Origin of the sequence: Stenotrophomonas sp. WED208, from assembly GCF_040984485.1 — a bacterium.
In the GTDB taxonomy this organism is placed as follows: Bacteria; Pseudomonadota; Gammaproteobacteria; order Xanthomonadales; family Xanthomonadaceae; genus Stenotrophomonas; species Stenotrophomonas riyadhensis.
In genome coordinates this window covers 1,340,099-1,352,784 of record NZ_JAZARB010000001.1, presented here as the reverse complement: position 1 = coordinate 1,352,784, position 12,686 = coordinate 1,340,099, and the positions used below count along the sequence as shown (strand labels likewise).

The following is a 12,686-nucleotide window of genomic DNA, read 5'->3' as shown; positions in this document are numbered from 1 at the left end:
GGAGGGCTCCGACCCCTCTCACCTTCGTCATCCAGAAAAGAAGTCGCATTGCATGTCCCGTTGGCGTCCCCCCGCAGAAAAAAGCACTGCCCTGATCACCGCCTCCGGCCATGCCCGGTTGAAGGCCGAACTGGATGAGCTGTGGCGGTTGCGACGGCCGGAAGTGGTCAAGGCCCTGGCCGCTGCTGCAGCGGAAGGCGACCGCTCCGAGAATGCCGAGTACACCTACCGCAAGAAGCAGCTGGGCGAGATCGACCGCCGCGTGCGCTACCTGACCAAGCGCCTGGAATCGCTGCGCGTGGTCGATACCACGCCGACCGATCCGCAGGCGGTGTTCTTCGGTGCGTGGGTGGAACTGGAGAACGTGGACAGCGGCGACACCAGCCGCTACCGAATCGTCGGGCCGGATGAGACCGATGCTGGCCTGGGTTGGATCAGCATCGATTCGCCGCTGGCACGTGCGCTGCTGAAGAAGCGGCTGGATGATGAATTTTCGGTGGAACTGCCCGGCGGCCAGTTCACCTTTGCGGTGATCGGGGTGGAATACGCGCCTGTGTAGCGTCGAGCCCTGCTCGACTGCCTGCCCTTTGTAGCGCCGAGCCCATGCTCGGCTGATGGGCATACGCAGCCGAGCATGGGCTCGGCGCTACAACGGCCACCGCGCCAGCGGCAACGGGTACTGGCGGCCGGCACGCAGCGGTCGGAAGTAATCGGTACTGGCGTAGAAGGCGGCATCCTGTCCTTCGTACCAACCCGGGATGCCAGCCAGCGGCAGCGGACGCAACTGCAGGGGATCGGTCACAGCCCTGTGCTCGGCGATGGCGGCAGCCACCTCGGCAATGCTGGCCTCATCGTCCTTGCCCTGCACCACCACGCACTTGCCAACCAGCAAACGCCCCGGCAGCAGCGCCTGCTCCATCAGCGCGTGACCGAATACCGCAGCGATGGCGATGTCACCGCTCCGCCAGCATGCCGGTTCGAACAGCACACGCCAGTCGTGCAGGTCCCACGCGCGCAGCAACGTGTTGTCGCGCACGCGCACGATCACACCGGTTTCGTCGAACTGGGTCAGTGCCGCCTGCGCGCGGTTGCGCTGGCCGGGCGGCATGGCCTCGATATGCCGGCATTGCTGCGCATTCAGCGCCAGCTTGAGCTGCGGGTAGCGGGCCCACACCAGTGCATTGAACAGGTCATGCCAGTTGTCGGCGCGGGTGGCGATGCGGCCCTGCGCGATGCGGGCTTCATAGTGCAGGCCGTCTGCCAGCAGCGTGGCATCCTGCTCGATCAAGTGCTTGCCGGGCAGTGACAGGCGCGCATCGAGCGCGGCGACGGCCGGCCACTCCGGGCCTTCCAACAGATCACGAACGTCGCGCAACCCGGCGAACACCGGGTGCGCGAACACCCGTGGATCGACCGCCGCACGCGGCGGCGGCACGAAGCGGCGGACACCGCTGCCGTCACCGGCGGCGGCCGTCGCCGCGGTCACAGCATCTTGAGATCGAATGCCGGGCGGGTGGCGGCCGGCAGCGCGTCACCGTACAGGTCGTGCTCGTCGCTCTCGGTGATTTCCACGTCGACGAACTCACCCACGCGCAACGGCACCTGGTCGGCGTTCTGGATGTGCACCAGGCCGTCGATCTCCGGCGCATCGGCCTTGGAACGGGCCACGGCGATATCACCTTCGATGGCGTCGACCAGGCACTGCTGCACGGTACCAATCTTGGCTTCCAGGCGTGCGGCGGAAATCTGCGCCTGCTTTTCCATGAAGCGGGCCAGGCGCTCCTGCTTCACTTCCTCCGGAACCGCATCCGGCAGGTCGTTGGCGGTGGCCCCCTCGACCGGCGAATAGGCGAACGCACCCACGCGGTCCAGCTGCGCTTCGTCCAGGAACGACAGCAGCTCTTCGAATTCGGCCTCGGTCTCGCCGGGGAAACCCACGATGAAGGTCGAACGCACGGTGATGTCCGGCGCGATGCGGCGCCAGTTCTGCACGCGCTCCAGGGTCTTCTCGACCGCACCGGGGCGCTTCATCAGGCGCAGGATGCGCGGGCTGGCGTGCTGGAACGGGATGTCCAGGTACGGCAGGATCCGGTTCTCGGCCATCAGCGGCACCACCTCGTCCACGTGCGGATACGGGTAGACGTAGTGCATGCGCACCCAGGCATCCAGCTCGGACAGGCCTTCGCACAGCGCCTTCAGACGGGTCTGGTAGGCCTTGTCGCGCCACATCTTCTCGGCGTACTTCACGTCCACGCCGTAGGCCGAGGTGTCCTGCGATACCACCAGCAGCTCACGCACGCCACCGCGCACCAGGCGCTCGGCTTCACGCAGCACCTCATCCACCGGGCGCGAAACCAGCTTGCCGCGCATCGACGGAATGATGCAGAAGCTGCACTTGTGGTTGCAGCCCTCGGAAATCTTCAGGTAGGCATAGTGACGCGGGGTCAGCTTGATGCCGTAGTCGGGCACCAGGTCCACGAACGGATCGTGCTTGGGCGGCAGCGCTTCGTGAACCGCTTCCATCACGCTCTGGTAGTCCTGCGGGCCGGACACCGCCAGCACGTTCGGATAGGCCTCGCGGATCTGCTCCGGGCGCTTGCCCAGGCAGCCGGTGACGATGACCTTGCCGTTCTGGTTCATCGCCTCGCCGATCGCGTCCAGCGACTCGGTCACCGCCGAATCGATGAAGCCGCAGGTATTGACCACCACCACGTCGGCCGAATCGTAGGACGGAACGATGTCGTATCCCTCGGACCGCAACTGGGTGAGGATGCGCTCGGAATCGACAAGGGCCTTCGGGCAACCAAGGCTGATAAAGCCAACTTTCGGCGAAATTGCCGCGTTAGTCATTGAATTAAAAGAGTTTTTCATTCTTCTTGGTGCCCAAGGCACTAGTGAACTGCACAGGCATTCTACCTCGCGACCTGCACAAGCACCTTACACACGAGTTGAGCCTCTACAGGAAGGTCTTGGACTGCGATCAAATCCACTGCATCATTCGCTGCCTTCGCGTTGCGAGGACGCACAAATCGGGCAGGCCTTGCCCGATGACCAAGGATCGATCACAGGGGAATTTTTGTAATGAACTCGCCTCTCATCAACAGTCCCTCCCACGGAGGGGACATCACCGCAGCCGTACCCAAGGATCACCTCCGCTCGCTCTTTTATCTATTCACAGGTAAGCCTGATTCGCGGATCAAGATCTTTAATTCACCCGTCGCCCTGCAGCCCAGCGATCTCCTGGAGCTAAATTCCTCAGTAAACGAGAAGCTCAAGACCCATCACATCGACGTCAATGTCACATCGGCGAAAATTGGGTATGACGCTTCGCAGTTCGCGGAATTCTCAACATGGGCGGAGTTCGAAGGACACCGCTGGACCGAGTCGGAAAAAATTCAAGAAATCGTTGTCAAGTGGGACTTTCTTGTCAACATGCGGGATTACGCTGCTCCGCAAAGACACACCCTTCTCCTGCGTATCTCCAGGGATATTAAGCCATCTCAGATATTCCATATGCTAGGCGCCGGGAACGCAGATGAGCTTGACAAGCTAGACGAAATCGCCGCCCCGGCCTTCTGCCGAGTTGACTTCATCAATGCACAACTCAGTCGCGAACTGATTGCACTTGTCGAGGACTGGTACAAGGGCCGCCCCCAGCCAAGATTGATCAACCCAACACTTTATTGGGTAAAACAGTATCGAAACGGAATCGCGACATTCGTTGATCAATGGCTGCTTCTATCCTGGGCCCTGCTAGTCGCCTCCCTCTTGTATTGGGGATTTGGTGCAGAAAAGATTCCTGCGACCGTAGCAGCAGGCGCAATTGCAACGCTACTGGCAATTTACTCACTTTCCCCAGCAGCGAAACTGTCTCACAAGCTTGCAAGCAAGGTCTATGCAACGCTTTCTGCTGTTGAGGGGCGAAAAGTCGTTTTCAACTTCACCGCAGGCGACCGCAAACACGCCGCAGAAACTGAAGATGAGAATAAAAGGCAAGGCTGGAAATTTGTTCGGATGGTGACGCTCAACATCGCTCTCAACATCGTCGCTACGATCATCTACACCGTGTTGTTCACGGGCTCTGGAGGCGGAGGGACAGTCGGCGGTTAACGGTAACGGGCGATTGCTTTGATCCTCAAACGAGGGCCCCCACTGTTGGCGCCCTCCCCCATCAATGCCGGCTCCGCCAATCTGTGCTTGAGCGTACAAAGTATAGGGAGCGATGCCTTCGGGCAGCCAAGGCTGACGAAGCCGACTTTGGGGTTCAGCTGGGACATGGAATCGCGGGACTCTGGGGGCCTGGGCCCCTGCCGCCATGGCAGGGGTTCCTGGGGGCCGGGGCCTGAAAGGGCGCCAGTATACCGGGGTTGGCAGCCGCCCTCTGAACGCCCAGTCGCCCGATCACGCACAGCCGCTGACACCGCGCTAACCCGCGCAGCACCGACAATGCAGTCCTGTTCCCCGCAACGAGGTAGATGACGATGGCCGAGTGGATCACCCTGGATACGCATCACGGCCCGGTACGGGCCTGGCAGGCCCTGCCGGAAGGTACCCCGCGTGGCGGGCTGGTGGTGGTGCAGGAGATCTTCGGCGCCAACCCGCACATCCGCAGCGTGGCCGAGCGCTTCGCCGCCGAGGGCTACGCGGTGCTGGCGCCGTCGTTCTTCGACCTGATCGACGGCCCCGATGCCGACCCCGACGCCCTCCCCTACAGCCCCGAGGGCGTGAAGGACGGCCTGGAACGGGTCGCCGCACTGGGCATGGAGAAGGCACTGGAAGTGGTCCGCGCCGCGGCAACCCGACTGGCTCCCTACGGCAAGGTCGGCACGGTCGGCTACTGCTGGGGCGGTACCGTGGCGATGCTGTCGGCAGTGCGGCTGGGCCTGCCCTCGGTCAGCTACTACGGTGCGCGCAACGTGCAGTTCCTCGATGAGACGCCCAAGGCCCCGGTGATCTTCCACTTCGGCGCCCAGGACAGGAGCATCCCACCGGAGGCGGTCCAAGCCCACCGCGAGAAGCTGCCGCAGATGGCCACCTTCGTCTATCCGGCCGATCACGCCTTCAACCGCGAGGTCGGACATGCGTATGATCCAGACAGCGCTACCCTGGCGCTGCAACGCACCCTGGACTTCTTCTCGGAGCATCTTGGATGAGCGAATTCGAACTCGATTCACGCCTGGCCACCGATAGCGTGCTGGTGGCCGAAGGACCGTTGTCGCAAGTGCGGCTGATGAACGACGAACGATTCCCCTGGCTGGTGCTGGTACCGCGCCTGGCCGGGGTGACCGAGTGGATCGAGCTGGACGGCGAGCAGCAGGACAAGCTGCGCACCGAGCTCAACCGCGCCTGCAAGGCCCTGAAGGGCTCCGACGGGGTTGAAAAGATCAACATCGGGGCGCTGGGCAACATCGTGCGCCAATTGCATTTCCACGTGATCGGCCGCCATGACGGCGATCCGGCCTGGCCGGGTCCGGTCTGGGGCAGCGGGCCTGCCCACCGCTACGAGCCGGCCGCGCTGGACCAGCATGTCGCCTACTGGAAGGAACGGCTAGGATATCCGGCCCACTCCTGAGCCCTTGCCGACCCGATGCGATTCAACCTCGTTGCCGCCATCCTGCTGATCCTGATCGGCCTGTTCATGCTCGCCAGCAACCTCGGCTGGACGCATCTGAACCTGTCCAAGCTGCTGATGACCTGGTGGCCGGTGGCCCTGGTGGGCGTCGGCATCGCGATGCTGTTCGGTCGCGGCAAATAAGGGTAGTGCCCGGCCATGTCCGGGCACGCGCCAGAAACGGAAACGCCGGGCATGTCCCGGCGTTTTCGATGGGTGATAACGCGAGCGATCAGGTCCGCGGCAGGGTCACGCCGGTCTGGCCCTGGTACTTGCCGCCACGATCGCGGTACGACGTCTCGCAGATGTCATCGGCGGCCGCCTGGAAGAACAGCATCTGCGCCACACCTTCGTTGGCGTAGATGCGCGCCGGCAGCGGCGTGGTGTTGCTGAATTCCAGGGTGACGTGGCCTTCCCACTCCGGTTCCAGCGGGGTCACGTTGACGATGATGCCGCAGCGCGCGTAGGTGCTCTTGCCCAGGCACACCACCAGGGTATCGCGCGGAATGCGGAAGTACTCGACGGTACGCGCCAGCGCGAAACTGTTCGGCGGGATGATGCATTCATCGCCGACGATATCCACGAAACTGCCCGGATCGAAGTGCTTGGGATCGACGATCGTCGAGTTGATGTTGGTGAACACCTTGAACTCGCGCGAGCAGCGCACGTCATAGCCATAGCTGGACGTGCCGTAGCTGACGATGCGTTCGCCGTTGGCCTGCTTGACCTGCCCGGCCTCGAACGGCTCGATCATGCCGTGCTGCTCGGACATGCGGCGGATCCAACGGTCACTCTTGATGCTCATGCTTTGTCCTGGGGGTACGAGGGGGCGCGAGGATTCTAGCAGGGGGCCGGCCTCGGCCGGCGGCACCGGCCACGGCGCTTACAGCAGCGACGACAGGATCGGGATCGAGGCCCGCGGGCGCTTGCCGACTTCCTCGATCAGGCGCTGTGCGGCATGGCGGTAGGCCTGGGCCGGCGCCGAATCCGGCTGGGCCACGGTGATCGGGGTGCCTGCATCGCCCTGTTCGCGGATGCCGATCTGCAGCGGCAACGAGCCCAGCAGCGGCACGCCGTACTGCGCGGCCATGCGCTCGCCGCCGCCTTCGCCGAACAGGTGCTCGACATGGCCGCAGCTGCTGCAGGTATGCACCGCCATGTTCTCGACGATACCCAGCACCGGCACCTCGACCTTCTCGAACATCTTCAGCGCTTTTTTCGCATCCAGCGTGGCGATGTCCTGCGGGGTGGTGACGATCACCGCACCGGCCAGCGGAATCTTCTGGGTCAGGGTCAGCTGGATGTCACCGGTGCCCGGCGGCAGATCGATCAGCAGGAAATCCAGGTCGTCCCACAGGGTGTCGTTGAACAGCTGGGTCATCGCCGAGGTGGCCATCGGGCCACGCCAGATCATCGGCGTGTCTTCTTCGATCAGGTAGCCGATCGACATGGTGTCCACACCGAACGCACGCAGCGGCTCGATGCTCTTGTTGTCCGGGCTTTCCGGGCGGCCGGACAGGCCCAGCATGGCCGGCACGCTGGGGCCATAGATGTCCGCATCCAGCACACCAACACGGGCGCCCAGCTGCTGCAGCGCCACGGCCAGGTTCACCGAAGTGGTGGACTTGCCGACGCCGCCCTTGCCCGAACCAACCGCGATCACATTGCGGATGCGGGCATGCGGCGTAAGTCCCTTCTGGACCTGGCTTGCATGAGGACGGCGGGGAGAACTGTTCACAACGAGCACCGGCGGGGTCAGGGGGAATAACCCAGCATCATACAAGCTGGACGCAACCTGACTGAAATTCAGGATTGCTACAGATTCGTGCACAGATTGTTAAGTTCATGTTACGTTCGATCCGCACTGTTTTGGGCTGCGGAGCTGGCATTTCCAGTCCGCGCGATGGCGCATGCGCAGTGCCGTTTTTGTTTTTGATCTCCATTGGAACTACATGAAATACGTAAGCAACACCGCACGTCGCAACACGCTCGCCGTCGCCCTGATTTCCGCTCTGATGGCCGCCGCACCGGCAATGGCCCAGGACAAGGCGACCAACCTGGACAAGATCACCGTCACCGGTTCGCTGATCCCGCAGACCCAGGTCGAGACCCAGACCCCGGTGATGTCCATCACCGCCGAAGACATCCAGACCCGCGGTTTCAGCAGTGTCGCTGAAGTGCTGCAGCAGTCCTCGCTGACCACCGGCGGCCTGCAGGGCGGCCAGACCTCGGGTTCGTTCACCCAGGGCGCCGAAGCCGCCGGCATGTTCGGCCTGAACCCGGGCTACACCAAGTACCTGATCAACGGCCGCCCGATGCTCTCGTATCCGGCGCTGTACAACGGCAGCGAAACCTTCAACAACATCAGCGGCATTCCGATCGACATCGTCGAACGCATCGAAGTGCTGCCGGGTGGCCAGTCCTCGCTGTACGGTTCGGACGCGATCGCCGGCGTGGTCAACATCATCCTCAAGGAGCGCATGGACGGCGGCACGATGACCGTCCGTGGCGGCACCTATACCGAAGGCGGCGGCAGCAACATCCGCTTCAGCGCTGCCAAGGGCATCAACGCGTTCGACGACCGCTTCCATGCACTGTTCAACGTGCAGATCGAGAACGGCAGCCCGATCTGGGGCTACCAGCGCGACATCACCCGCCAGAACAACCCGGTCGGCTACACCGCACAGGTGCCGTCGAACGACTTCGCGGTCATCACCAACGCTGACAGCAAGCTGCTGATGATGGACCCGAGCCGTTGCGCCAACGTCGCCGGCCTGTACGACGGCACCACCGTGGTCGGCCAGCGCCCGTCGGGCGAGTCCTGCGGTTCGGTGTACAGCGCCGGCTACAAGACCCTGAAGAACGGCAAGAACAGCGGCCAGTTCTACTCGTCGATGACCTTCGACGTGAACGACAACTTCCAGCTGTTCGCCGACGTGCTGTACAGCAAGGAAAAGACCGAGTTCACCTCCGGCGCCAGCGCCCTGTGGTGGGGCACCAAGTCGAGCATGGGCGGTTTCTACGACCAGAACTCCGGCAAGGTCGTGAACCTGCAGCGCTCCTTCGCTCCGGAAGAAATCGGCCAGGGCGACTACAACAACATCCTCAACTCCGATGAGAGCCGCGCCTACCAGGTCACCCTGGGCGGCAAGGGCATGGTCGGCAACTGGGATTACAGCGCCAGCTTCACCCGCGGCGAGTACCGCCTGGACCAGAACCGCTTCGTGCGCTGGAAGGACAAGATCGATGGCTTCTTCGGCCAGAACGTGATGGGCCAGCGTCTGGGCACCTACATCGACCCGAAGGACCCGGAAGCCAAGTTCGGCATCTACAACCCGAACTACGCGGCCTTCTACTCGCCGATCACCCCGGACCAGTTCGCCAGCTTCACCGGCTACGGCACCCACCGCAGCAAGACCTGGCAGAACCTGGGTCGCGTGCAGGTGACCAATGGTTCGCTGTTCAGCCTGCCGGGCGGCGACGCCGGCCTGGCCGTCGTGCTGGAAGGTGGCAGCGAAGGCTGGGACTATTCGCCGGATCAGGCCTTCAGCGGCCCGAACAGCAACGTGTGGGGCACCACCGCTGTCGCCGGCGCCGGCCACCGCAGCAACTATGCGGTCACCAGCGAACTGCGCATGCCGCTGCATGACACGCTGACCGTCAGTGCATCGGGCCGCTATGACGCCTTCAAGATCGCCGACAAGACCGTCGACAAGGCGACCTACAGCATCGGCCTGGAATTCCGTCCGATCGAAAGCCTGCTGCTGCGCGGCAAGTACGGTACCGCGTTCCGCGCGCCGACCCTGTCCGATGCCTTCCAGGGCATGAGCGGCTCGTACGCCTCCAACCAGAACGACTACTACCGCTGCAGCCAGCTGGGTTATGGCCTGCGTGACGAGGCCTGCTCGTTCTACAAGGGGACCTCGGTGTACAGCGAAAAGTCCGGCAACCCGGACCTGAAGCCGATCACCGCCGACGTCTGGAGTGCAGGCGTGGTGTGGGCCCCGGTCAGCAACTTCTCGCTGTCGGCGGACTACTACAACTGGAAGATCAAGAACGAGGTCAAGACCCTCAGCAGCGACCAGCTGCTGCTGGCCGAGTACCAGTGCCACAACGGCCTGCCGAACAACACCTCGGCCAGCTGCGGTGACGTGACCAACTGGGTGTCCCGCGATGCCGGTGGCAACCTGACCCGCGTGTACACGCCGAAGCTCAACGTTGCCAGCCAGAACCTGGAAGCGGTGACCGTGGCGGCCAAGTACCAGCAGGATATCGGCCGCTTCGGCTCGCTGATGTTCTCCGGCAACTACACCAACATGCTGAAGCGTGAAGTGCAGCCGATGCCGGGTGCCGCCAAGCTGGATCTGCTGAGCGATCCGTACAACATGTGGTACTACGACAACTTCGCCAAGGTCCGCGGCGATCTGTCGGTGGCCTGGAACATCGCCAAGTTCACCACCACCGTGTACGCCAACTACGTCGGCAGCAGCCCGAACTACCTGGCCTACACCGGCCGCAGCTACGGCTACGTCCACTCCTCCGGCGCCAAGGCCGGCAAGTGGGGTTCGTACACCACGTACAACCTGAGCATGAACTACCAGGCACAGGACGATCTGGTCCTGTCGCTGATGGTCAACAACGTGTTCAACAAGCTGCCGGAAGGCCAGCGCTACAACTACCCGGGCAACGAATCGACCCCGTTCAATGACGGCTTCTACAGCGTCTACGGCCGCCAGATCTCGGCCCAGGTCAAGTACAACTTCTGATCCCGTCGTTTTCCGGACCTCGTGTCTGGACCAGGCCCCGCTTCGGCGGGGCCTTTTTTTTGCTTCGGGGACGCCGGTCGCCTCCCCTGCCGGTCCTCCCCGGCCGAAGAAGGGGCACTGCCACCGCAGAGGCACATCTGCTAACGTCCGATCTCGTTCATATTTCAGTCAGCTTCACCCAATCAACGCGCAGCTAAAGGACAAGACATGCACGTGATCAATGGCCGCCCCCTGTGCGCCGCCCTCTCGCTGGCCCTGGCCTGCACGGCCGCTTATGCCGGCCCCATCCCGATCGAGGATCTGGCACGCCAGCCAGCCCTGCAGTCCGTGTCGATGAGCCCAGATGGCAAGCATCTGGTCGCCCTGATCCCCTCACCGGGCAATCCAGAGGAGACCGCCCTGGCCAGCTGGGACACCGATGCGCTGGGCGGCGCCCCGAAGGTCGTCACGCCGTCCGGCGAACGAATGAAGTTCATCGCCGCTGGCGCACTGAAGTCCGACCAGATTCTTGCCGTTGGCCGCCAGGAATGGACGGGGCAACTGGGTGGGTGCGGTGAAGGCAGTGTATCGGGTGCAACCAAGACCTTCGTGGTCAAAACCTACCTGACCGATCAGTCACAGAAGACTTTCAACGAGGCGTTCACCGACAACACACGCAAGCTCGGCGTGAGCGAGCAGACCCAGCGCTGTCTGGAACTGGGCGGCAGCGCGTCACTGGTCAACATGCTGCCACTGGACCCCGATCGGGTCATCATCCGCCAGCTCAGCGAGATCTCACTGACCGCCAACTATTACCTCTACAACCTCAAGACCAAGGAAACCGAGCTCCTGTTCCGCGGCGGTACGCGTGCCCAGCCAGCACTGTTCGACCCGCGCACCGGCAAGGTGCTGGCCAAGACCCAGATCGAGCCGGTCAGCGGCGACTACGACCAGCAGATTCTCATCCTGGACCCGACCAGTGGCCAGTACGTCCTGCAGAAGCCCTTGCTATCACGCCTGTCCAACCGCCATACGGTGGAAGTGGCCGGCGTGGATGATGCCACCGGCAAATATTACGTGCTCACCGACCTGTTCTCGGACAAGGTACAGGTGCACCTGTATGACGCCAAAGCCCAGGCATTTGACCGCGAACCGGTTCTGGCCAACCCGAACTTCTCCATCGCAAGCCTGGTGTTCAGCACTCGCCCAAGCACATTCAACCAGGTGGTCGGCTTCACCCTTGATGGACCCGCGCTGCAAACCATCTATGTCGATCCGACGCTGAAATCCATCCAGGACACACTCAAACAGGCGGCTCCGGGCAGGCAGATCGATATCACCCGGCTCAACGACGACTTCTCGCGCATCCTGTTCCGCGCGTCCAGTTCAGATGCTCCACCCAACTACTATTTGCTGCTTGATCGCAAGAAGGTGGTGAGCCTGGGCAGCGAACGGCCATGGGTTGCCAAGGGAGCCGTAGGCGAGCAACGCTGGGTGACCTACAAGGCACGTGATGGCAAGGAGATATCGGCCATCCTGGACCTTCCCGCTGGATGGAAGGAAGGTGACGCTGCGCCGCCGGCGATCATTCACCCCCACGGCGGCCCCTGGGCCCGGGATTACATGCAATGGGATCCTTCAGGCTGGGTCGCATTGCTGACGTCACGCGGCTATGCGGTGCTGCGCCCGCAGTACCGCGGTTCATCCGGGCTGGGTCGCGAGCTGTGGATCGCCGGCGACCGCGAATGGGGCCAGAAGATGTCCGACGACAACGACGATGGCGCCGCATGGCTGGTCTCGCAGAAGCTTGCCGCGAAGGACCGCATCGCGATCTTCGGCTATTCCTACGGCGGATTCGCCGCCGCAGCAGCAACCGTACGCCCCAACTCTCCGTACCAGTGTGCGATCGCCGGAGCACCGGTTACCGATCTGGCCCGGCTGGGTACGACCTGGAGTGACAACCGCCTGCAACGCATCCTGCAGGGACAGACAGTCAAGGGCATGGATCCCATGCGCAACACCGCCAGCGCGAACATCCCGGTGATGCTGTTCGTCGGTGACCGTGACGTGCGTACTCCCTCCTTCCACGCACAGGGTTTCTATGACGCAGTGAAGGACAAGGTGCCTGCACAGTTCCACCTGATCGCTGACCAGCAGCACAGCATGCCGTGGTATCCCCGCCAACAGCGCGAAACGCTCGGCCTGATCGAGAGCTTCCTGAAGAAGGACTGCGGACCTGGCGGACTCTGAGCCGCCGCGCTCGACCCTCCCACGCCACGCCTGGCCACGTGACCAGGCGTGGCTGCGCGCCCGGCCAGACAATGAATTGT

General features: G+C 63.1%; 11 protein-coding genes. 7 read left to right on the top strand and 4 right to left on the bottom strand.

The features are described from left to right. Positions 1–52 precede the first annotated feature (52 nt). On the top strand, positions 53–559 hold the full coding sequence (gene greB / locus VPH47_RS05890; RefSeq protein ID WP_110713018.1) for a transcription elongation factor GreB: 507 nt from the start codon (positions 53–55) through the stop codon (positions 557–559). A gap of 87 nt (positions 560–646) precedes the next feature. Here the strand turns inward: greB and VPH47_RS05885 are convergent, their stop codons facing one another. Together VPH47_RS05885 and rimO are read right to left on the bottom strand one after the other, a co-directional pair. Next, a complete protein-coding gene (locus VPH47_RS05885; protein WP_368850318.1) occupies positions 647–1,486 on the bottom strand; it encodes a DUF3025 domain-containing protein in 840 nt (279 codons plus the stop codon). Further along, positions 1,483–2,850, bottom strand: coding sequence for a 30S ribosomal protein S12 methylthiotransferase RimO (rimO, locus tag VPH47_RS05880; RefSeq protein WP_368850317.1), 1,368 nt, complete (start codon positions 2,848–2,850; stop codon positions 1,483–1,485). The genes VPH47_RS05885 and rimO overlap by 4 nt, the downstream gene beginning before the upstream one ends. Before the next feature lie 231 nt (positions 2,851–3,081). On the opposite strand from rimO, the gene VPH47_RS05875 reads away from it, so the two are divergent. The 4 genes from VPH47_RS05875 (at position 3,082) to VPH47_RS05860 (ending at position 5,755) form a co-directional block, all read left to right on the top strand. Further along, the gene (locus VPH47_RS05875; protein WP_368850316.1) at positions 3,082–4,110 is read left to right on the top strand and encodes a hypothetical protein; all 1,029 of its coding nucleotides are present in this window, start codon (positions 3,082–3,084) and stop codon (positions 4,108–4,110) included. A gap of 371 nt (positions 4,111–4,481) precedes the next feature. Further along, on the top strand, positions 4,482–5,153 hold the full coding sequence (locus tag VPH47_RS05870) for a dienelactone hydrolase family protein (protein WP_368850315.1): 672 nt from the start codon (positions 4,482–4,484) through the stop codon (positions 5,151–5,153). Further along, complete coding sequence (locus VPH47_RS05865) at positions 5,150–5,572, top strand: HIT domain-containing protein (RefSeq protein WP_110713023.1); 423 nt, start codon at positions 5,150–5,152, stop codon at positions 5,570–5,572. Before VPH47_RS05870 ends, VPH47_RS05865 begins: the two co-directional genes overlap by 4 nt. Before the next feature lie 15 nt (positions 5,573–5,587). Further along, complete coding sequence (locus tag VPH47_RS05860) at positions 5,588–5,755, top strand: DUF5668 domain-containing protein (protein WP_180846270.1); 168 nt, start codon at positions 5,588–5,590, stop codon at positions 5,753–5,755. Positions 5,756–5,843: 88 nt separating this feature from the next. Here VPH47_RS05860 and dcd read toward each other — a convergent pair whose 3' ends face one another. Both dcd and apbC read right to left on the bottom strand, forming a co-directional pair. Next, on the bottom strand, positions 5,844–6,416 hold the full coding sequence (dcd, locus tag VPH47_RS05855) for a dCTP deaminase (RefSeq protein ID WP_010483020.1): 573 nt from the start codon (positions 6,414–6,416) through the stop codon (positions 5,844–5,846). A gap of 78 nt (positions 6,417–6,494) precedes the next feature. Beyond that, positions 6,495–7,349, bottom strand: coding sequence for an iron-sulfur cluster carrier protein ApbC (apbC, locus tag VPH47_RS05850; protein WP_110714355.1), 855 nt, complete (start codon positions 7,347–7,349; stop codon positions 6,495–6,497). 214 nt (positions 7,350–7,563) lie between these two features. On the opposite strand from apbC, the gene VPH47_RS05845 reads away from it, so the two are divergent. After that, positions 7,564–10,377 (top strand): TonB-dependent siderophore receptor, encoded by a 2,814-nt coding sequence (locus VPH47_RS05845; RefSeq protein WP_164161520.1) that lies wholly within the window; start codon positions 7,564–7,566, stop codon positions 10,375–10,377. Between the two features lie 207 nt (positions 10,378–10,584). Continuing rightward, positions 10,585–12,606, top strand: coding sequence for a S9 family peptidase (locus VPH47_RS05840; protein ID WP_180853798.1), 2,022 nt, complete (start codon positions 10,585–10,587; stop codon positions 12,604–12,606). The last annotated feature ends 80 nt before the right edge of the window (positions 12,607–12,686 follow it).